This window comes from Mucilaginibacter sp. L3T2-6 (assembly GCF_030519355.1).
Lineage (GTDB): Bacteria > Bacteroidota > Bacteroidia > Sphingobacteriales > Sphingobacteriaceae > Mucilaginibacter.
Window position 1 is genome coordinate 17,076 of sequence record NZ_JAUMKC010000034.1, and the last position, 20,632, is coordinate 37,707.

A 20,632-nucleotide genomic window follows, 5' to 3' on the forward strand; every position below is an offset into this window, starting at 1 on the left:
GTATTAATCAATTTGTTTATACAATCTTTATAAATAATTCATTGATAATAAATTATACATCGATATAACTTTTGGTAATGATAGTCAAAGTCAAGGAATCTCATCAAAATCAATTTATTATTGCAGGAATTTCCGCTAGGACAACCAACCAAAACGGGCAATCTGCCCAGGACATCGGCGGACTATGGACAAGGTTCACGACCGAAAACCTGGGGCAGCAAATCAGCGGAAAACTTTCAGATGACATGTACTGTGCATATACCGACTACGAGTCGGACCACAACTGCCCTTACACTGCCGTACTTGGCTGTAAAGCGGACTCATCAACGAATATTCCTGATGGGTTTACCGGCATTACGGTACCGGGCGGTGATTACCAGGTTTATTATTTGCAAGGCCTTTTCCCGGCTAATATTGGGGCTGCCTGGCGGCAGATATGGGCCAGCGATATTGACAGAAAATATGCTTCAGATTATGATTGGTATAAGGCAGGCGCCGATAGTTTTGAAAAGACTGAGGCGACGATATATTTGGGTGTGAGGTAATTTTCTGTCTATTATAATTTGTTTTGTGATTGCTGTAAGAGAGGGACGAACGAAGCAATCTTGCCGGTATACATCGCGGATTATCCCGGGCAACGAGTTTGCTCCGTTCCTCAAAATGGTAATGGGATTATTAGCGGTTAAAGCTCAATCTTTGGCCATTCTCACCTTCAATCAAATTTCCATTAGCCCAGACAAGTTTACCCGATACAATGGTATAAGCAATTTTTGATTTGAAAGTGCTTCCCTCGAACGGGCTCCATTTGCATTGGTATAAAATATTGTCTTTGCTGACTGTCCACGGATCATTTAGATCAACCAGCGCTAAATCTGCCCAATAGCCTTCACGGATGTAGCCGCGCTTTTCTATTTGAAAGCAAATGGCTACGTTATGCGCCATTTTTTCGGCGATTTGTTCCAAGGTGACTTTTCCCTGGTGATACAGTTCCAGCATGGCCGGCAACGCATGCTGCACCAGCGGACCGCCTGACGGCGCTTGCAAATATGGCTGCGATTTTTCCTCGATGGTGTGTGGAGCATGGTCGGTAGCAATAACGTCGATTCGTCCGTTTAAAACGGCTTTTAAAATACCTTCCCGGTCTGCAGCTGTTTTTACAGCGGGGTTCCATTTAATCAGGTTGCCTTTGGTTTCGTAATCCTCGTCACTAAACCAGAGGTGGTGTATACAAGCCTCGGCGGTAATTCTTTTATCTTTTAGGGGGATGGAATTGTCAAACAAATAAGTTTCCTTTTCGGTAGAGATATGTAAAATATGCAGACGGGTATTATGCTTTTTAGCTAAATCAACAGCCATAGACGAAGAAAGGTAACAAGCTTCCTCGCTGCGGATCTTCGGGTGCAGTTTTACCGGGATGTTTTCGCCCAGCAATTGTTTGTAGTGAGCCAGATTGGCTTGTATGGTTGCTTCATCTTCACAATGCGTAGCTACCAAAATTGGTGATTGAGAAAATATCCGTTCAAGTGTTGCCGGATTATCCACCAGCATGTTACCTGTTGACGAACCCATAAAAACTTTAACCCCGCAGACACTGGCAGTATTGGTTTTGAGTACTTCCTCGATATTATCATTTGAGGCCCCCATGAAGAATGAATAGTTGGCAAGTGATGTACGTGCGCCTATGTCATACTTATCCTGTAAGAGTTCCTGGGTAAGGGTGTTGGGTACGGTGTTAGGCATCTCCATAAAGGATGTTATCCCCCCAGCTACTGCCGCACGCGATTCAGTGAATATTTTCGCCTTGTGAGTGAGGCCTGGCTCGCGAAAGTGTACCTGGTCGTCAATACAGCCGGGGAAAAGGTATAGACCCTCCGCATTGATTTCCTTATCGGCAGTGGAATTAATTTGCTTGTCGATACGGTCGATAAAGCCGTCTTTCACCAAAACATCAGCCACAAATTGCTGGCCTTCATTAACTACAGTTGCCGATTTTATAAGGATAGTGCTCATGGAAGCAAAGATAGGGTTTTGAGTCGGGAAAGTCCGGAAAGTCGGTAAAGTCCGAAAGTTAAAAAAACAAAAAAAGTCCGCTTAAAGAGCAGACTTCAATAATTGAATTAATAATTCCGAAATCGAAATTCCGACTTCCGAAATCTCCCTTTACTTCCTTCCCCAGAAATAATTCAAACCAAATGAAATGGCATCGTTTAAGCCAAGGTGAAAAGTGTTCTCTTTGGTGTGGTAGTCGAGATTATAAGACACGCCGCCGAAACCCAGGTTGACGCCAAGCTTTTGTGTTGGAAAGAACACAAAGTTCGGTGTGGCGCCAAGGCTGAATGTGCCATAATTAAAATATTTTGAGTTATTCAGCGTGCTGATGCCAAATTCCGGGAAAAAGCCAAATTTGTCGCTGATCATGGCATAGTAACGGGCATGAATGCCGATGCCGAGGATATCGGTGTGGTATTTGTCGCTGGCTACATAGTTTTTTGTGGGGTCTGCAGATGAATGAAAATCAGAAGTTTCAGTACCGCCGGTGCGCGAAAAAACGGGTTGAATGCCTATCGACCACTTATCACTTATAAAAAAGCCAAACTCCGGGCGGATGCTAAGCGAGTTGATTTTGCTGGTGGAATAATTGGTGTAACCGTCGGTGTAATTAATTACGCTTGACGACCCGTAGCTACTGTAATCATAAGTTAAGCTGCCGCCCAGGTAATACTGGCCTTTATGACCCTGTGCGAATGCAGAACCTATGCAGGCAAAAACGAAAAGAAAAAATGCAAGTAATGTTTGTTTCATGTGCGATTGAAATTTGTTGACCAAAGTACGTTGTTTACATTTAATTAATACGTAAAGCTTAACCGAATAGTAACAATGTACCGGCGAATTAGTCAGCAAAGTTGGCACATCAACTCATGCATCTTTCCCGACTTTACTCACTATCCCGACTCAAACAACTATCTTTGCCCCATGGGCGTACCTTTTGAAGATTTTAAATTTAACCGGCAGATTTTGAATGCCATTGCTGATGCCGGTTATACGGAAGCTACACCTATCCAGCAAAAGGCTATCCCGCCGATATTAAACGGGCAGGATGTAATGGGCATAGCGCAAACCGGCACCGGTAAAACTGCCGCCTATGTGCTGCCGCTTATCATGAAGCTTAAGTATGCACAGGGTGAGAATCCGCGTGCCCTGATAGTTTCGCCAACGCGCGAGCTGGCCATGCAGATAGAGGAAAACATCAAAACCTTTGCTAAGTACACCGACTTGCGCGTGGTGGTTTTATATGGCGGCCTTGGCCCTAAAACACAGATTGAGCAGGTTAATAGGGGAGTTGATATTATTGTGACGACCCCCGGCCGTTTTATGGATATTTACCTGGCGGGGCATATCGTTACCAAAACTTTGCAGGTGCTGGTTTTGGATGAAGCCGATAAAATGATGGATATGGGCTTTATGCCCCAGATCAACCGGATACTGGAAGTTGTGCCGGTAAAGCGGCAAAATCTGCTATTCTCGGCAACCATGTCTGATAAGGTGCATTCGCTTTCGGCGAATTTCCTGGAGTTTCCAACAGTTATCGAGGTTACCCCGCAGGCCACACCGGCGCAGACAGTGAACCAGCATTTGTATTTTGTCCCTAATGTTAAAACTAAAATAAACCTGCTGAAGAAACTGCTGGATGCTGAAGACGACGTGAAGAAGCTGATTATTTTTTGCAAAACCCGCACTTCAGCAGAAGATGTTTACAAGTTCCTGCTCAGAAAATACGGGGAAAACGGTGTAAAGGTATTACATGCCAATAAGGGGCAAAATACCCGCATTAACTCTATTAATGCTTTTAAAGCTGACGAGGTGAAGATACTGGTGGCGACTGATGTAGCCGCCCGCGGTATAGACGTAAGCGATGTAAGCCACGTAATAAATTTTGATGTTCCGGTAGTAATTGAGGATTACGTGCACCGCATCGGGCGTACGGGCAGGGCATATCAATCTGGCGAGGCGATCACTTTTTGCACGCCGGCTGAAGAATATTATTTGGACAAAATTCAAAAACTGATAAAGCAAACCATCCCGGTTAGCGATATCCCTGCCGACGTATTTGTAGAAGCCACCGGGTTTGATGAACGCCAGGAGCAGGCGAGGGAAATCGATCTTCAAAAGCGGAAAGAAAATCCCGATTTTAAAGGGGCCTTTCACGAAAAAAAAACCCTCACCCAGCGCAAAAAGTTTGATGCTGCCAAAGCGAAGAAGACGGGGCAGCAAACAGATAAAAGAAACAAATCACCAAAAGCATACAGGAAGAAAAGATAAAAAACTGGGTGTTATCCCCGGGGGCGCCCTAAGAGTAAGCTTAAAAGCCCTTACCCGCCAATACTTAGGCGCCCTCAGCATAATAGCCCGCATAAGATACATGAAACTACGAATCACCCCCTTAAACTTTGCCAGCGCATTTTTCCTGGTCGCGGCCGTTTACAGTTGGATATATGGCGTTAAAATTTCAGGAACGCATTTCAAAATGATGGACTCGGCGATAGGGTGGATTTTTATCCTGTTTGCAGTTGTAGTGTCATTTATGGATATAATGTTCCGTAATTTCTTCCCGCAAACCAAAAAGTTATGGATTGTAGAGCTAAGCTTTATAACTTTGGCGGCTATTTTGTTTTTACTTGTAAAATAATTTGAATGAAAACTGCTGAAATAAAGCTAACGATAGAACTTGACGACAATAACGTTCCGGAAAATATTATGTGGCAATCAACTGACGGCGAAAATAAGGAAGCCCTGCCGGTAAAATCGATGATGCTTGCACTATGGGACGGAAGCTACAAAAACTCGCTCCGCATCGACCTTTGGACAAAGGATATGCCCGTGGATGAAATGAAACGCTTTTTTTATGAAACCCTGCAAACTATGGGCGACAGCTTTTTACGCGCAACCGGCGAGAAGAACATTGTAGAGGACTTGCGCGACTACTGTGCTCATTTTGCCGATAAGATGGAAATCAGCCAGAAATAATATGCGTCTTAACACCTTAACCTCGTTTTGCGGCTTCGTTATCCTAATTGCTGCATTGTATTGCCCGATCTTGCGCCCCTTTCATTTATTTAACATGGACGCCTTCGGCGCTAACAGGCCATATGGCATGGTACTGCTTTTGATTGGGGTAGTAGGTATATTGGGTACTGTACTTAACCAGTTTAAACTAACCAGGTTTGTCGCATGGTTCTCACTGGTGCTGGTTGTGTTATTTTTTATCGGAGCCTTTTTAAAGGTGAATACTTCGTTCAGCTTTATACCCTTCCGCTCTATAGATGCCTTCCTGACACGGCAAATTAAGTTTAAATGGGGATGGTACCTGATTTTCGCCGGACCGTTGCTGGCGGTAGCCGGTGTTCTTTTTGAAAGAAAACGGAATTTTATTCCGCCTTCGTCTGAAAACAGTCAAACAAAAGCCTGAAAATTTTCTTTATATGTTTCAGCCCGGGTAAAATATCCGGCTGAAACGGTATTGGGGCAATTTTATAGCCAGACCAAGTTATCATAATTAATCATTTGCGTACTAATCAAATAAGTATATTAAAAATAAATTTTTAACATATTTGTATCTCATAAAATCGTCTGCATGTTAAATCTTTCCTTCCGCCAGCAGGTTTTTGCCGGTTTCGCTGTGTCAGTTTTTTTGGTATTGCTTGTTGGATTATTATCTTACAAAAGCATTAATAGCCTTGAAAATGATTCGAGCCAGGTTGAGCACACACAGAAAGTAATTAAAACCACCACTGATCTGCTCCAGTTATTAACTGACGCGGAAACCGGCATGCGCGGTTATGCCGCTACAAATAAGACAGGTTTGCTTGAACCTTATACCCAGGCGTTGCCTAAGATAAAAACCGATTTGGAACAGCTCAGGGAGTCTGTACAGGATAACCCTGTCCAGGTAAGGCGTGTGGACTCCTTGTCGAACCTGGTTAACGTCCAATTGAATATATTGAAGACGAATATCGAGGTAAGGCCTGTGCAGGGGCTTGATTATATGGTTAACAATAACATGTTTACCAATGGCAAGCATAATATGGATGACATACGCACGGTTATGAGCCATATGAAAAATACGGAAGATAACCTGCTGGCCGAAAGAAAAGCAAGTTCGGCAGCTGCGTCTTCTAAAGCTATCAACACTATAGTTGTTGGCTCGACTGTATTCCTGGTTATTATTATAGTACTGTTTTTTTATATCCAGGGAACCTTTGACCGTCAAAGAAAGATAGAAGCCGAAATAAAGGTTGCCAACACCGAGCTTGAAAAAGTATTGGATGAGAACCGCGCACAGAACTGGCTGCTTACTGGCACCGGAATTATCAATGAGCGCATGCAGGGGCAGCAAAGCGAACGGGAACTGGCGGGTAACATTCTGACCGAAATCTGCAATTATACCAAAGCGCTTACCGGTACGCTTTATTTGTTTGATGAAGAATTACAGGTGCTTAATTTGTATGCCTCGTATGCGTTCAACAATCCGGATATATTAAAAAAGACCATAAAAATCTCAGAAGGTTGGTTAGGCCAGGTAGCCAAAGACGAAAAGCCGGCGGTTGTAAAAGGTAAGCTGAACGATAAATTGGAACTCAGCTCTTCGCTGATACATCAGGACATCATCGAAAGCTTTATCGTGCCTTTCTTTTTTGATAAAAAATTGATAGGTGTAATAGAGATAGCGTTTTCGGAGGAAATTGAGGAGAAATGCAAGGACTATATGCTGGCTATTGCCGATGACATTGCCATTGCGATAAATACTGCACAGGCCCGTACAATAATGCACGAACTGCTTTCGCAGGTACAGCAGCAAGCTGAAGAGCTGGAAGCACAGCAGGAGGAAATGCGCGTTACCAACGAAGAGCTGATGACCAAAACAGAAATGCTGCAGGCATCGGAAGAGGAAATGCGCGTACAGCAGGAGGAGTTGCGTAATACCAACGCGGAACTGGAAGAAAAAGCCAGCCTGCTCGAAGAAAAAAACCAGGCGATAGAAGAAGCGCGTAAAGCCATCAATATAAAAGTGATGGAGCTGGAAACTACCGGCAGATATAAATCGGAGTTTTTGGCAAACATGAGCCATGAGCTGCGGACTCCGCTGAACAGTATATTGGTATTGGCACGTATACTTAAAGATAACAAGCCGGCTAACCTGTCGGAAGACCAGGTGAAATATGCCAGCGTAATTTTCAATGCCGGGAATGACTTGCTCACGCTGATAAACGATATTCTCGATCTGTCGAAGATCGAATCGGGAAAGATGGATATGCAGAACGATAACATTAAGGTTAGTGAAATCCTGCACGACATGGAGATGCTGTTTGCCGAGGTAGCAAGCTCTAAACAGATAAAATACAGTGTAAGCGCTGCAAAGGAGTTGCCAAAGAACATATTTACTGATAAGGTGCGCGTTGAGCAGGTGTTGAAAAACCTGTTAAGCAATGCTTTTAAATTTACGGGCGACGGCGGTACCATATCCGTAGACGCTGTTCCCGGCGAGGGAAGTAACACCATAGCGTTTAAGATAAAAGATACCGGCATCGGTATACCACTGGATAAACAGCAGATCATATTCGAAGCATTTCAGCAGGCCGATGGCTCAACCAGCCGCAGGTTTGGCGGTACCGGCCTTGGGTTATCTATCAGCAGGGAGTTGGTTAGCCTGCTCGGCGGCAAAATAACTGTGACGAGCGCGCCGGGAGAAGGAAGCGAGTTTGTTTTAACAATACCGTTGAAAGCTAAACCAGCAGGGCTTGAGGAAGAGCAGTTGCCAACTGCGGAAACTTTTGTACCTGAAAAGCAGTTTTTGAAACCCGCAGTACAGCTGGAAAAAGTTTCTGGCCGCGTGCCTTTGGTAGTAATCGTTGAGGACGACAAAAATTTTGCGGATATACTGCATGACTATGCCACGGAACATGGCTACAAATCAATAATGGTTAGCGAGGGTACAAATGCGGTGGAGATTGTGAGGGAAAATCAGCCCGATGCCGTTATACTGGATATTATGCTGCCCGGCAAAGATGGCTGGCAGATACTGAAAGAGCTGAAACAGGACGAAACCACCCTGCATATACCTGTGCACATGATGTCGGCAGGCGATGCTGCAGCTAACCGCGTAAGGCGCGAGGGTGCTATCAGTTTCCTGAAAAAGCCTATAGATACCGGTGCGCTGGATAAGCTTTTCACCGATATTATGGTGCAAACCGGCATACGTTTTACGCAGATATTATTAGTTGAAGACAACAAGACCCAAAGTGAAGCGCTGGTGGACATGTTGAAAAGCCAGGGTATTACGGTTGACCAGGCTTTCGATGGTGAATCGGCATTCCGGATGTTGCATGAAAAGGAATACCAGTGCGTGATATTGGACCTGAACCTGCCGGATATATCGGGTCTTGACTTCCTCGATAAAATAAAGGCCATTGAGAAATTCAGCAGCCTGCCGGTTATCATCAATACGGCTATGGAGCTTGACAAAACCTCGGTAAGCAGGCTGATGCAATATGCCAATGCCATGGTAGTTAAAACCAATAAGTCTGCCGACCGGTTGATTGATGAAGTTAACCTGTTCCTGAATAAGGTGCGGGCAGTAAAAGAACAGCCGGCCGAAATAAGCCAGTTGCCAAAGAATAAAATTGTAACAAACGGCAAAGACGTGATAAAGGGAAAGAAAGTATTGGTGGTAGATGACGACATGCGTAATATTTTTGCGTTAAGCAGCGCTTTGGAAGGGTATGAGATGACAGTGGAGGTAGCCGGAGATGGGCAGGAAGCGATTGATAAGCTTGAAGCCATCAACGACATCGACATTGTACTGATGGATATCATGATGCCGGTAATGGATGGATACGAGGCTACCCGTTATATCAGGAAACAAAACAAATGGGCGCGTTTGCCTGTAATAGCTTTAACAGCCAAAGCAATGATGGACGACCGCGAGAAATGTATAGCTGCCGGCGCAAACGACTATATTACTAAGCCGGTTGATATGGACAGGTTGATTTCGTTAATGCAGCTTTGGCTGGGCAGTTGATATATGAATGCATCCTTACCCGGATTAAGCACTGAACAGATTGCCGAGCTTATAGACCTGGTTAAAAAGGTCCACGGATTTGATTTTTCCAATTACTCAAAGGCCTCGTTAAAGCGAAGACTTAACAGGGTAATGATGATAAAAAAGCTCGAATTTTACGACCTCAAACATGCCCTGTTAAATCATCCGGATTTTTTCCAGGATTTTTTGGAAGAGATTACCGTGAACGTTACAGAAATGTTCCGCGATCCGTCGTTTTACAAAGCGCTGAACACGCAGGTAATCCCATACCTTTCAACTTATCAGCATATAAAAATGTGGTCCGCAGGCTGCTCCTCGGGCGAGGAAGTTTATTCGCTTGCAATTTTAATGGAACAAAACAAACTGCGCGAGAAATCATTTATCTATGGTACAGATATAAATACTGTGGTTTTAAAGGAGGCCCGGCTTGGGATTTACAGCTATCGTAATATAAAAAGTTACGCTGAGAATTATCAAATTGCCGGCCTGAAGGGCTCGCTAACGGACCATTTTACCATTATGTATGATGCTGCGACCGTTCACAGCGAATTAAAAACGAATACTTTATTTTCTGTACACAACCTGATATCGGACACTATTTTTAATGAATTTCAACTGATCAGCTGCCGCAACGTTTTTATTTATTTTGAGACGCAGCTTCAGGAAAAGATACTGGAACTTTTTTATAACAGCCTTTGCCCGCACGGTTTTTTATGCCTCGGCAGCAAAGAAACAATACGGTCTGATACGTTTAAAAAGAAGTTTAAAGCGATAAACGCAAAAGAAAATATTTACCAGAAAATTGGCACTTGATGAAAATATAATCAACCGCTGGCACAGCTCTGAAATATTGCTGATCGGTGGTTCTGCGGGGTCATTCAAACTAATGTTCAAGGTAGTACAGTTCCTGCCTGCAGATTTGAATAAATCTGTGATAATAGTTATGCACCGCAAGCGCAATTTTGCTAGTGAAATTGAAAGGCTGTTTGCCCGTAACAGCATGATGAAGCTGCGCGAGATAGGCGATAAGGATATCATCGACAAAAACACCATTTATGTAGCGCCTGCCAATTATCATGTTTTAATAGAAGGTACCGGCCATTTTGCGCTGGATGTTTCAGATCCTGTTTGGTTCTCAAAGCCTTCCATAGATATTACTTTTGAAAGCGCAGCTGAAGTATTTAAGAACAAGTGTACCGCCATCCTGCTTTCAGGCGCTAACCAGGATGGGGCGGCCGGGCTTCTGAAATTGCGCGACGCGGGTTCATTAACCATCGCCCAGGACCCTGATGATGCCGAGCTTCCGGAGATGCCCAGGGAAGCTATCAATATGAAAGCTGCGGATTATGTGTTGAATACAATAGAGATAATAGAGCTTTTAAGAAGTTAAAATGATACGGTGCTAAAATAGCGTAGTTTGCCCGACACCCATCACCCTTGCTTCATGTTCCAATAACCATTTCTTGCGCCATATACCCGCTCCGAAGCCGGTTAAGCTGCCATCTGAACCGATCACCCGGTGACAAGGCACCACAATCAATAAATGATTTTTGCCGTTTGCCGAGGCAATGGCCCGTATGCCGAGTGGATTTTTTAAAAACTTTGATTGTTGCTGGTAGCTAATGGTTTTGCCATAACCGATACGGCAAAGCTCATTCCAAACGCCTTGCTGAAAATCAGAACCCTCCTGTTTCAGCGGTAAATCGAAGACCTTTCTGGTGCCGGCAAAATATTCATCCAACTGCTGCACTCCTTTTTGCAACACGGGAGTTTCAGGCGCCGAAACCTCGTGATCTTCATCCAGCGCGTATATCGATGTAATGGATCCCTCTTCCTCGGTGATACGTAAAATTCCTATGGGACTATCATAATAGACAAAAATCATACGCTTGATATCGTGGTCGTTGCCAAAATTAAGCGCTGCAAATCAGCATTAAAAATAATTTGATGAATATTTTGAAAAGTGAAAAACCCATGTATATTTGTAGTGTACTATTATACTAATACACTATAGCAATTATGATTGCAATAAAAGGTTTAGGCTTTGGCTATCCGCGGCAACCCTTACTGTTTCATGAGCTCAACCTGGACTTAAGCGAAGGGCATATTTACGGCCTGCTTGGCAAAAATGGGGCTGGAAAGTCAACGCTTTTAAAAAACATGATTGGTCTGGCCTATCCGCAGCAGGGAAGCAGTTTATTCAAAGGGATTAGTGTTTCGGGCCGGCCGGTTTCTGTTTTGCAGGATGTTTACTTTTTGGCCGAGGAATTATACGTGCCGTCATTAACGCCGGAGCAATTTGTGAAGAATACAGCCGGCTTCTATCCCAAATTCAGCAACGCCGATTTCTATCAATATTTAAAAGCGCTGGATGTTGAGGCAAAAGCAGTGATGGACAAGCAATCATACGGTCAGCAAAAAAAAGCGATGATAGCTTTCGGTCTGGCCACGAACACCGGTCTTCTGGTTATGGATGAGCCAACTAACGGTCTCGATATCCCTTCAAAAGTCCAATTCCGCAAGCTGATTGCATCGGTATTGACTGAAGAGCGTTGTATCGTGATATCGACCCACCAGGTGCGGGATTTGGATAGCCTTATTGATACGTTGCTGGTGCTTCACGACAGGGAGATTGTAATTAACCATGCCATAGAGGAAATAACTGAAAAAATATCATTCGGCATTTATAATGACACCGCCGGCATGGAAGTTTTGTACGAGGAAGAAGGCATGCGCGGAAAATACGCCATTATTAAAAACACAACAGGCAAATTCAGTAAAATGGACCTCGAACTGTTCTTCAACGCCATAAGCAGCGACAGTAAATCAATAATTAAGGCGCTTAAAAAGGACTGATATGAATAATTTTTTCAATTTAAAGCGGTTTGGGCTGCTTTTTAAAAAGCATTGCGCCGAACATTATAAGACTTACCTGATGGCCTCGGCCGTATTGTTAGGCGTGTTTTTGCTGGGCGGATGTTTCATTGTGTACCTGATAGAAGTGCCGCTTGAAACGCGGCTGCAGTCGGTGTTGTTTGTACCTATTTACTTTTTAGCAGGCGCCATTTTTACCAGTATAATATTTACGGATATCAGCGATAAAAAGAAAGCGATTTCAGCGCTTACGCTGCCGGCCTCTCATTTTGAAAAATTCCTGGTTGGATGGCTGTTTTCGTATGCCATTTTTTCGCTAGTATTTTTAGGGAGTTTTTATCTGATCCTTAGCTTGTTATTAAACTTGCGGCACTTTCCCGTAACGCATATTAGTATGTTCAATGTTTTTTCGGGTCCGGCCACCCTGATTTTCATACTTTATACCTTTTTGCATAGCATCACCCTGTATGGTGCAGTTTTATTCGAGCGGCTTCATTTTATAAAAACGGCGTTTACTTTTTTTGTTGCAGTAGTTGTTTTAACCGGGCTGAATACATTATTCCTGGAAAAATTAACCGGGCGCGAAGTGCGGCCAACCACACCTTTTGCTAATCTTGCTATAGTTGATCATAACAGCTATGTGGCGGTAAGAAGCATCAGGGTAAGCGAGCCAATTGTAGGGTATATGATAATAGCGGCCGCTATTATTTTCTGGGTCGCGGCCTATTACAGGCTGAAAGAAAAACAGGTGTAACTATGGAATTTAAAGACAATGAAGCCATATACCTGCAAATAGCAGCCTATGTGTGCGACAACATATTAATGAACAAATGGCCGCCGGAGCAGAAAATTCCCTCGGTGCGCGATTTGGCTGTGGAGCTGGAGGTTAACCCAAATACGGTAATGCGTTCTTACGAGTTTTTACAGAAACAGGAGGTGGTTTATAATAAGCGTGGCCTGGGGCTGTTTGTAGCGCCCGACGGCTATGAAAGAGTTAAGAGCCTCAGGCGCGAAAACTTTATGCAGCAAAATCTGCCCGAATTATTCAAAAACATGTACCTGCTCGATATTTCGGCAGATGAAATCATTAAACGGTTCAGTCAATATAAATCTGAAAATTATGGCCAAACAGCTAATGAAAACGAAGATAAGGAATAGTAGCATACTGGTGATTGTTGCACTGGCCTTTATATTGACGTCGCTGGTTTTATACGATATATCCCTTAGGGATGCATTCCTCACGGGCGATTATAAAAAACCATTCAGGGATTATATTTCTTTAAAATTTAAAGACTTTAAATCGATCACGCTTAATGCCTCAACTGCAGCAAATGTAATTGTAGAGCCGGGGCCTTTCAGCGTAAAGATAGAGCCCACCGCCCGCGATTTTGTTAAAGTAAGCCAAAAAGGGGATATGCTTTACATTGATGCGGTATTTCCCGGCAGCTTTGAGGATAGCCGCGCAATGTATCCGCTGGTAATTACCTGCCCGGTGCTGGAAAAATTTAATACTGACGCCAGATATACCACTGACGGCGTGGCGGTAACCGATACCCTGGCCACCAGTAATTTTGACTGGCGCCCTTCCTTTATCAGCGGCTTCACACTGGATAGCCTCACCGTGAACGAGAGGCATGCCAGCGCTGTGATATTGAAAGCAAACAAAATAAAAAACTTTAAGGCAAGTATTGGATTGGACGAGCACAGCGGCTCAAACATGGTCATACTAAGGGATAACCAACTGGATGATGCAGACCTGGACGTCCTTAACAGGAGCAGGCTCAAACTGGAAGATGCTGCAATACCCAAGTTAAAACTTCGATTGGCCGACAGCGCCAGGCTGATACTTAACGGCGCTTCACGCAAGCTCTTAAAAAATTAACGTTTAAAATCAACAGAAAATGAACTTAGTAATTAATAACCTATCAAAAACATACGCAAACGGGGTACATGCCTTAAAGGAGGTGTCGTTAACCCTGAATAACGGCATGTTCGGTTTGCTGGGGCCGAACGGCGCTGGTAAATCATCATTAATGCGTACGATAGCAACCCTGCAGGAGGCTGATAGTGGCAGCGTTTTTTTGGATGACCTGGATGTATTAAAAAATAAAACGCGTGTACGGCAATTGCTCGGTTATCTGCCGCAGGAGTTTGGCGTTTATCCAAAAATATCGGCAGAGCGCATGCTCGATCATATTGCCCAGTTGAAAGGCATTGGCAATAGCGGTGAGCGCCGGGACCTGGTGCATTCGTTATTGGAGAATGTAAACCTGTCTAAAGATAAAAAGAAACACCTGGGCACCTATTCCGGCGGTATGAAGCAGCGCTTCGGCATCGCGCAGGCTTTAATAGGTAATCCGAAGCTGATTATTGTAGATGAGCCTACCGCCGGACTTGACCCTGCAGAGCGTAATCGTTTTTACAACCTGCTAAGCCAGTTGGGCGAAAATACCATCGTTATCCTGTCGACACACATTGTGGAGGATGTAAGCACGCTCTGCTCAAACTTTGCGATTATTTGCCAGGGCGAGGTATTGTATGCAGGTGAGCCGGAGACCGCCGTTACCGAAATGGAAGGTAAAATATTCAGCAAAGCCATCAGCAAAACGGAGTTGCCGCACTACCAGGACGATTTTACGGTAATATCTACCCAGCTTAAATCAGGTAAGCTGCATATCCGCGTTATAAGCGACACTGAACCTGGCAGCGGCTTTGTACCGGCACCGCCAAACCTCGAAGACGTGTACTTCAGCAACATTGCTGCACGTATGGATGTAAATACCATTTAACCTTCTTAAAATCATATAGATATGTTCTGGAAAATATTTCTGTTCGAGGTCCAAAACCGGACCCGCAGGCCTGCCGTTTATCTTTATTTTGCCGCTTCGCTCATCTTTACAATAGCCACTTTCGCTACCGGATCAGTGCCGTTAGGAGAAAAACAGCTCATCAACTCGCCGTATATCATTGCATTTTGGTGCGCGGCCATGACCCTGATGATGATGCTGATCAGCTCGTCCATAATGGGTACGGCATTGTACCGCGATATTGAATACAATACCAAGGATTACTACCTCACGTATCCAATAACAAAGCCAGGGTATTTCTGGGGGCGTTTCCTCGGCTCATTTCTATTTATGGTGTTGATTGCGACCTCGATATTCATTGGCGCTATTATCGGTACAAAGCTGGGTCCTGCTATGGGTTGGAAAGATGCCAAAGAGTACGGTCCCAACAATTTTATGTACTACTTTCAGCCCTTTGTTACCATAGCACTACCGAATTTGTTCTTTACATCCTCGCTGTTTTTCGGGCTGGTGGCATTCACAAGAAATGTGAAGGTTATTTATACTGGTGGCATATTGTTGTTCCTGGGCTATTTTATTTCAGTGTTTTTCTTAAATAACACTACCAATGGAACGGTTATCATACTGTCAGACCCTTTTGGGATAAGTGCCGTCCGTTTGATCTCGGGCAGCACGCCGTCGGTTATAAAAAACACTTCCTTATTCCCAGTTGAAGGGACTGTTCTGCTTAACCGCCTGATCTGGACAGGCGCAGGACTTATAATTTTATTGATCACCTATTTTAACTTCAGCTTCGGAAAATTTTTTAGCGGGAAACGAGATAAGGCGGCTATTGACGATGAACCCGCAAAAGCCAGGCATGCTATTAACCCAAATGCGAGTGTTAGCTTTTTAAAGCCATATAACCGCAAAACCCTGTTTAACTTAAGCAAACTGGAGCTTTTGAACATGCTGCGCGATAATTATTTCTGGATAATTGTTTCAGCGGGGATGATTTTCCTGGGCTTTGTATTTTGGTTGGGTAACCGGGAGTATGGCGTGCCTTACTATCCCAGGACGGTGATGCTGCTGGGGATTTTTAATGATGTTTTTCCGTTTTTCCTGTTTTTTATCATCATCTTTTATACCGGCGAAACACTGCACCGCGACAAGGTAACACGTTATGCATTTATAAATGATTCGTTACCGCCGCCTAACTGGGTACTTAACGGATCGAAGCTGCTGGCATTGCTGGCTATCGGTTTTGGGTTGTCATTATTGCCGGTAATTGTTGGCATGGCAGTGCAAACACTCAAAGGGTTCTTCCACTATAATCTGCAGGTATATTTCACCTTTGCTTTTTTAACCCTGCTGCCGCGATTGCTGGAGATGGTGGTGTTTAGCTATGTGGTACATGTGGTTATCAATAATAAATTTGTGGCGCATGGCGTGGGCGTAACCATCTGGGTTTTGGTTTATTTTTTAAATATTACCGGCACGTTTAATTATAACCTGCTTATTTATTCCTACACGCCGGGGTACGGTTTTTCGGATATGGATGGCCTGGGGCACATGCTTGGTCCGGTAATGTGGTTCAACATGTACTGGCTCCTCTGTGCAGGCCTGTTGATTATTATTGCGGCGTTATTTTATTACAGAGGCGTAAGCACGTCGTTTAAAGAGCGGCTGCATTTAGTCCGTGAGCGCTTTGATGGTAAAACACGGTTGATGACGGCAGCAGTATTAGTGGCCTTTTTAACAGTTGGCGCCTATAATTACTACAACATCAGTTACCTGAATAGCTTTCTGACCAAAGGCGAATCGGAGGACAGGGCGATCCTTTATGAAAAATCGTTAAAAAGGTATGAGAAGCTGCCGCTGCCAAAAGTTACTGCCTTTAAATATTTTATTGATTTATATCCAGGCGAACAACGGGAAAAAGTAAAAGCATTTGTTTCGGTAAAAAATAAAAATGCAGTGCCTATATCGGAACTGTTGCTTGATGCCGACGGACTTACAGAATACTCCATTAAGCTGAATGGCAGGTTAGTGCAATTCTCTAATCCGTTGCTTTATGACCGGGGGATGTTTAATTTTTTCAGGCCCGCGAAGGATTCGTCGGATTTTCGCCTGTATAAATTTGATAAACCGATTGCGCCCGGCGATTCAGCAGTAATAGAAGTGAATTCCGCGATATACTATAAGGGTTTTCAAAATGGCTTATATGCCGCCAATTTGTTAAGGAACGGTATATTTTTTACCGGAGGATTGCCCGGCATGGGCTATGACGAAGACGACGAGATAGGTAGCCCGTACGTTCGAAAAAAGGCGGGCTTGCCGCCTAAGAGGGAGGAGGAAATAGCACAAAATGATCCGGAGGGAATAAACAATCTGAAGGCTGGGGCAGCCGCTGATCTGTTTACCGCCGATATAACCGTGAGCACCGACGGTGATCAAACTGTTGTAGCACCGGGAGAACTGTTAAACAAGTGGCAACAAAACGCGCGGAACTATTTTCATTATGTGCAGGATAAGCCCGGTATGTATGCGCCATTGAGCATCTTATCGGCAAGGTATGCCGATCTGCATGAAAATGTAAACCTAAGCCACCCTGTTGATGTAGATATTTATTATCATCCGCAGCATAACATAAATACCCCCCGTTTTATGAATGCGTACCGGGATGGGCTCAAATATTTTGAGTCGGCGTTCGGCCCTTATCCCTTTAAAAATATGCGACTGGCGGAGACGTCGCATTATGGGCCGGGTGATGCATCACTGACCACGCTTGACACTTATGCTGAATATAATACCTGGAACGCAGATTTCGGGAATCCGGACAGGTTTGATTTTGCCTATTTCAATATCTCCCGGCAACTGGCTCGGCAATGGTGGCGGTTCCAGGTAGCGCCCAACAATACGGTAGGATCATTGGTAATTCCTGAAGGCTTGTCTACTTACAGCGCATTGGTGTTGTCGGAAAAAAAATACGGACCGAACAACATCAGGGCGATTTTACAGGACCAGGTAGGCTTCTACACTTTTATTCGCACCAGGCTGGAAGAGCGGGAACACCCGGTGATTACGGCTAACCAATGGTTTGAATGGGGCGGTAAGGCGGGTTTTGTAATGTACGGTTTAAAGGATTTGATTGGTGAGAATAATATGAATGCCGCTTTGCGTGAGTTTAAGGACGCTTACGCTTTTAAGAGAAATCCACCTTATGCAGGTGCAAACGACCTTTATCGCTACCTGCAAAAGCACACGCCCGATTCGGTGCAATACTATTTAACCGATACGTGGCAAAAGATAACCCTTTATGAAAACAGGGTAGATGAATTTAAAGCCGTCCCCACAGGTAAAAATGATGAATATAAAGTGACCCTAAAAGTAACAGCAGATAAGACCTGGGTTGATGATAAAGGGAATGAGATGCCCGCTAAACAAATGGACGATTATATTGACATCGGTGTATTCGCAGCTGACGGTAAAGATAAAAACGGCAGGCCGGTAACCACCCCGCTTTATGTTAAACGGATGAAGCTTAGCTACGGCAGCCATCAGTTTTCGTTTATTGTAAAGGGTAAACCCGTTCGTGCCGGAATTGACCCCTATGGCAAATTGATTGACAGGATGGGAGCGAATAACTTTAAGGATCTGGAATAAGCATTCGAGGCAGACTTCCGGAGTTTTTGAAACTCCGGAAGTCTTAACGGTACCATATAAGCGTCCGCATTATCCGTAATTTAGCACATCCGGGCATCAACCAAAACCTTATCTTTGCCAAATGCATATCTACAGCCAAACCATCAATCTTTTAAAAAAGGAAATCCTGCTGGAGTGGCGTTCCAAATATGCATTCAACGGTGTATTGCTGTATGTGGTATCAACGGTATTTATCTGCTATATATCGTTTAACCTTAATCCGGGGTTTAAAAGTATGCAGGGTTACCCGATAGTCTGGAACATTTTGTTCTGGATCATCATCCTGTTTGCATCAGTTAATGCCATAGCAAAAAGCTTTATGCAGGAGAGCAAGGCGCGGCTGTTGTATTATTATTCTATTGCAAGTCCGCAGGCTATTATCCTTTCAAAAACTATCTATAATATCGTCCTGATGTCGCTGCTAAGCGCATTGGCGCTGATAATTTACCTGCTATTTTTCCCCAATACCCTTGGCGACCCGCTTTTTTATTTTTTAGCGGTATGGATAGGAAGCGTCAGTTTTTCAACGGTTTTCACCATGATATCTGCCATCGCCTCTAAAGCCGGTAATAACGGTACATTAATGGCGATATTAAGCTTCCCGGTTATCATTCCAATTATCTTAGTACTTATCCGGCTCAGCAAAAGCGCAATGGACGGTCTTGAACGCGGGGCGGCTTACGGCGATATAGGGGTGCTAGCAGCTATTAACATAATCGTGATTACCACCTCTCTTATTTTGTTTCCCTTCTTGTGGCGGGATTGAACGCCGATCTTTATTAAAAGCAGGAACACAACCCTTATGTCTCTTTTGAGCAGGCAACCGAAACCATTTTGATTGCGCGCGGGGACGCAACTATTTTGCAGCGCAATTTGTAATTTTATATTTTATTTGGATTAAGTCTAAATAAAATGTTACTTTGCTGCCGTTTTAACCGGCATATATGCAAACAAAAATTTTTACTTTATCCGCAGCTTTCCTTTTTATTACCGGCGCACTATTCGCCCAAAAAGCGCCCCTTGTAACTTCCGAAGACTCTTTAAATAATGGCCTTTCCAAAAGCGCCACCACCATCGGAGGATACGGCAATGCATTTTACCAGCGCAATAATTTTCAGGGCACTTCGAAACTGAATCTTGAGCGGTTCGTGTTGTTTACCGGGCATAAGTTCAATGATAAGATTTCCGTTTTTACTGAGCTGGAAGTTGAGGACGCCAAAGTTACCGGCGGCGAAAGCGGAGGCGAAATAGCCATAGAGCAGGCTTACCTGAAATTTAATTTAAACCCTAATCAGTATATAGTTGCCGGTTTGTTTTTACCGCGTATTGGCATACTTAACGAAAATCATTTGCCCAATACCTTTAATGGCAACGAGCGCAATTATGTAGAAACCTTTATTCTGCCTTCAACTTGGCGCGAGATAGGCGTGGGCCTGTATGGCAATATTAACGGTGCTCCGTTAAACTACTCTGTAGGCCTGGTGAATGGATTAAGCTCGGGCATGTTTACGCATGGAACCGGCATCCGGGATGGCAGGTTTGAAGGGCGGAATGCCAGCAGTAACAGTCTTGCGGTAACAGCTTCGCTGCAATATTATGTAGGCGATTTTAAAGCACAGGTTTCCGGCTATTATGGCGGAACAGCCAACGTCAGCAGGCGCAAAGCGGATAGTCTGGGTTTAAGCTCAGGCATTTTTGGTACGCCAGCTGCGATAGGCGAAGGAGACATTCAATACTCGCGCGGCGGTTTCTCCATGCGTGCTTTGGGAACAATTGTTTCTATTCCGGATGCAGCAGCTATTAACCGTGCTTACGCCAACAATACCGCAAAAACAGCATACGGAGCATACCTTGAATTGGCTTACGACCTTTTATACAGAAACGGCAAAGCCAATGAGAAGCAATTTATTGTTTTTGTGCGCGATGAAAAATTTGACATTAACGCAAGCATTCCATCCAACGGTATTATTGACGGTACGCTGAACCAAAATCATGTGGTGGCAGGTTTTACCTACCTGCCTATGCGCAACGTTGCTTTAAAGGCCGATATAAGGCTGATACATACCGGTGCGCAAAACCCGGAACTGATAATTAACCCAAATCCTGTAGCATTGCCTTACCAGCAAAATAATAATCTGGTTAACGTTGGTATGGCATTTTCATTTTAAAA

Annotated in this window: 19 protein-coding genes; 16 read left to right on the forward strand and 3 right to left on the reverse strand. The window is 44.1% G+C overall.

The features are described 5' to 3' along the window. Nucleotides 1-77 precede the first annotated feature (77 nt). Nucleotides 78-545, forward strand: a complete 468-nt coding sequence (locus Q3W13_RS24330; protein ID WP_302868502.1) for a GyrI-like domain-containing protein — start codon at nucleotides 78-80, stop codon at nucleotides 543-545. Nucleotides 546-675: 130 nt separating this feature from the next. Here Q3W13_RS24330 and Q3W13_RS24335 read toward each other — a convergent pair whose 3' ends face one another. Both Q3W13_RS24335 and Q3W13_RS24340 read right to left on the reverse strand, forming a co-directional pair. Beyond that, nucleotides 676-2,010 (reverse strand): dihydroorotase, encoded by a 1,335-nt coding sequence (locus Q3W13_RS24335; protein WP_302868504.1) that lies wholly within the window; start codon nucleotides 2,008-2,010, stop codon nucleotides 676-678. Nucleotides 2,011-2,160: 150 nt separating this feature from the next. Further along, nucleotides 2,161-2,802 carry an outer membrane beta-barrel protein gene (locus tag Q3W13_RS24340; RefSeq protein WP_302868506.1) on the reverse strand — a complete coding sequence of 214 codons (642 nt, stop codon included), beginning with the start codon at nucleotides 2,800-2,802 and terminating at the stop codon, nucleotides 2,161-2,163. Nucleotides 2,803-2,973: 171 nt separating this feature from the next. On the opposite strand from Q3W13_RS24340, the gene Q3W13_RS24345 reads away from it, so the two are divergent. From Q3W13_RS24345 to Q3W13_RS24375, 7 genes are all read left to right on the forward strand, one after another. Further along, nucleotides 2,974-4,320 carry a DEAD/DEAH box helicase gene (locus tag Q3W13_RS24345; protein WP_302868550.1) on the forward strand — a complete coding sequence of 449 codons (1,347 nt, stop codon included), beginning with the start codon at nucleotides 2,974-2,976 and terminating at the stop codon, nucleotides 4,318-4,320. 100 nt (nucleotides 4,321-4,420) lie between these two features. Next, complete coding sequence (locus Q3W13_RS24350; protein ID WP_302868508.1) at nucleotides 4,421-4,687, forward strand: hypothetical protein; 267 nt, start codon at nucleotides 4,421-4,423, stop codon at nucleotides 4,685-4,687. 5 nt (nucleotides 4,688-4,692) lie between these two features. Continuing rightward, the gene (gene gldC, locus Q3W13_RS24355) at nucleotides 4,693-5,025 is read left to right on the forward strand and encodes a gliding motility protein GldC (RefSeq protein WP_302868509.1); all 333 of its coding nucleotides are present in this window, start codon (nucleotides 4,693-4,695) and stop codon (nucleotides 5,023-5,025) included. A 94-nt stretch (nucleotides 5,026-5,119) separates the two neighbouring features. Then, a complete protein-coding gene (locus Q3W13_RS24360; RefSeq protein WP_302868511.1) occupies nucleotides 5,120-5,467 on the forward strand; it encodes a hypothetical protein in 348 nt (115 codons plus the stop codon). 165 nt (nucleotides 5,468-5,632) lie between these two features. Continuing rightward, entirely contained in the window at nucleotides 5,633-9,076 is a 3,444-nt protein-coding gene (locus tag Q3W13_RS24365; RefSeq protein WP_302868513.1) for a response regulator, read from the forward strand. Nucleotides 9,077-9,079: 3 nt separating this feature from the next. After that, the gene (locus Q3W13_RS24370) at nucleotides 9,080-9,910 is read left to right on the forward strand and encodes a protein-glutamate O-methyltransferase CheR (protein WP_302868515.1); all 831 of its coding nucleotides are present in this window, start codon (nucleotides 9,080-9,082) and stop codon (nucleotides 9,908-9,910) included. Nucleotides 9,911-9,947: 37 nt separating this feature from the next. Then, nucleotides 9,948-10,487, forward strand: coding sequence for a chemotaxis protein CheB (locus tag Q3W13_RS24375; protein ID WP_302868552.1), 540 nt, complete (start codon nucleotides 9,948-9,950; stop codon nucleotides 10,485-10,487). 12 nt (nucleotides 10,488-10,499) lie between these two features. Here Q3W13_RS24375 and Q3W13_RS24380 read toward each other — a convergent pair whose 3' ends face one another. Beyond that, nucleotides 10,500-10,982, reverse strand: a complete 483-nt coding sequence (locus tag Q3W13_RS24380) for a methylated-DNA--[protein]-cysteine S-methyltransferase (protein WP_302868518.1) — start codon at nucleotides 10,980-10,982, stop codon at nucleotides 10,500-10,502. 134 nt (nucleotides 10,983-11,116) lie between these two features. Here Q3W13_RS24380 and Q3W13_RS24385 point away from each other — a divergent pair, with 134 nt between their 5' ends. The 8 genes from Q3W13_RS24385 to Q3W13_RS24420 all read left to right on the forward strand — a co-directional run bounded on the left by Q3W13_RS24385 (nucleotide 11,117) and on the right by Q3W13_RS24420 (nucleotide 20,630). Next, nucleotides 11,117-11,953: an ABC transporter ATP-binding protein gene (locus tag Q3W13_RS24385; RefSeq protein WP_302868519.1), complete on the forward strand. Its 837-nt coding sequence runs from the start codon at nucleotides 11,117-11,119 to the stop codon at nucleotides 11,951-11,953. 1 nt (nucleotide 11,954) lies between these two features. Further along, nucleotides 11,955-12,725, forward strand: a complete 771-nt coding sequence (locus Q3W13_RS24390; RefSeq protein WP_302868521.1) for a hypothetical protein — start codon at nucleotides 11,955-11,957, stop codon at nucleotides 12,723-12,725. A 2-nt stretch (nucleotides 12,726-12,727) separates the two neighbouring features. Next, nucleotides 12,728-13,129, forward strand: a complete 402-nt coding sequence (locus tag Q3W13_RS24395; RefSeq protein WP_302868523.1) for a GntR family transcriptional regulator — start codon at nucleotides 12,728-12,730, stop codon at nucleotides 13,127-13,129. Beyond that, complete coding sequence (locus Q3W13_RS24400; RefSeq protein ID WP_302868525.1) at nucleotides 13,107-13,853, forward strand: hypothetical protein; 747 nt, start codon at nucleotides 13,107-13,109, stop codon at nucleotides 13,851-13,853. Before Q3W13_RS24395 ends, Q3W13_RS24400 begins: the two co-directional genes overlap by 23 nt. Nucleotides 13,854-13,872: 19 nt before the next feature. After that, a complete protein-coding gene (locus Q3W13_RS24405; protein ID WP_302868527.1) occupies nucleotides 13,873-14,760 on the forward strand; it encodes an ABC transporter ATP-binding protein in 888 nt (295 codons plus the stop codon). A gap of 21 nt (nucleotides 14,761-14,781) precedes the next feature. Continuing rightward, the gene (locus tag Q3W13_RS24410) at nucleotides 14,782-18,423 is read left to right on the forward strand and encodes a hypothetical protein (protein ID WP_302868530.1); all 3,642 of its coding nucleotides are present in this window, start codon (nucleotides 14,782-14,784) and stop codon (nucleotides 18,421-18,423) included. A gap of 121 nt (nucleotides 18,424-18,544) precedes the next feature. Next, the gene (locus tag Q3W13_RS24415; RefSeq protein ID WP_302868532.1) at nucleotides 18,545-19,228 is read left to right on the forward strand and encodes a heme exporter protein CcmB; all 684 of its coding nucleotides are present in this window, start codon (nucleotides 18,545-18,547) and stop codon (nucleotides 19,226-19,228) included. Between the two features lie 178 nt (nucleotides 19,229-19,406). Next, nucleotides 19,407-20,630: a hypothetical protein gene (locus tag Q3W13_RS24420; protein WP_302868533.1), complete on the forward strand. Its 1,224-nt coding sequence runs from the start codon at nucleotides 19,407-19,409 to the stop codon at nucleotides 20,628-20,630. The last annotated feature ends 2 nt before the right edge of the window (nucleotides 20,631-20,632 follow it).

Coding starts and splice junctions, on each gene's coding strand:
- Q3W13_RS24335 (WP_302868504.1), bottom strand. CDS start 2,010: ATGAGCACTATCCTTATAAAATCGGCAACTGTAGTTAATGAAGGCCAG.
- Q3W13_RS24420 (WP_302868533.1), top strand. CDS start 19,407: ATGCAAACAAAAATTTTTACTTTATCCGCAGCTTTCCTTTTTATTACC.
- Q3W13_RS24390 (WP_302868521.1), top strand. CDS start 11,955: ATGAATAATTTTTTCAATTTAAAGCGGTTTGGGCTGCTTTTTAAAAAG.
- Q3W13_RS24340 (WP_302868506.1), bottom strand. CDS start 2,802: ATGAAACAAACATTACTTGCATTTTTTCTTTTCGTTTTTGCCTGCATA.
- Q3W13_RS24380 (WP_302868518.1), bottom strand. CDS start 10,982: ATGATTTTTGTCTATTATGATAGTCCCATAGGAATTTTACGTATCACC.
- Q3W13_RS24415 (WP_302868532.1), top strand. CDS start 18,545: ATGCATATCTACAGCCAAACCATCAATCTTTTAAAAAAGGAAATCCTG.
- Q3W13_RS24400 (WP_302868525.1), top strand. CDS start 13,107: ATGAAAACGAAGATAAGGAATAGTAGCATACTGGTGATTGTTGCACTG.
- Q3W13_RS24410 (WP_302868530.1), top strand. CDS start 14,782: ATGTTCTGGAAAATATTTCTGTTCGAGGTCCAAAACCGGACCCGCAGG.
- Q3W13_RS24370 (WP_302868515.1), top strand. CDS start 9,080: ATGAATGCATCCTTACCCGGATTAAGCACTGAACAGATTGCCGAGCTT.
- gldC (WP_302868509.1), top strand. CDS start 4,693: ATGAAAACTGCTGAAATAAAGCTAACGATAGAACTTGACGACAATAAC.
- Q3W13_RS24385 (WP_302868519.1), top strand. CDS start 11,117: ATGATTGCAATAAAAGGTTTAGGCTTTGGCTATCCGCGGCAACCCTTA.
- Q3W13_RS24350 (WP_302868508.1), top strand. CDS start 4,421: ATGAAACTACGAATCACCCCCTTAAACTTTGCCAGCGCATTTTTCCTG.
- Q3W13_RS24360 (WP_302868511.1), top strand. CDS start 5,120: ATGGACGCCTTCGGCGCTAACAGGCCATATGGCATGGTACTGCTTTTG.
- Q3W13_RS24395 (WP_302868523.1), top strand. CDS start 12,728: ATGGAATTTAAAGACAATGAAGCCATATACCTGCAAATAGCAGCCTAT.
- Q3W13_RS24345 (WP_302868550.1), top strand. CDS start 2,974: ATGGGCGTACCTTTTGAAGATTTTAAATTTAACCGGCAGATTTTGAAT.
- Q3W13_RS24365 (WP_302868513.1), top strand. CDS start 5,633: ATGTTAAATCTTTCCTTCCGCCAGCAGGTTTTTGCCGGTTTCGCTGTG.
- Q3W13_RS24405 (WP_302868527.1), top strand. CDS start 13,873: ATGAACTTAGTAATTAATAACCTATCAAAAACATACGCAAACGGGGTA.
- Q3W13_RS24330 (WP_302868502.1), top strand. CDS start 78: ATGATAGTCAAAGTCAAGGAATCTCATCAAAATCAATTTATTATTGCA.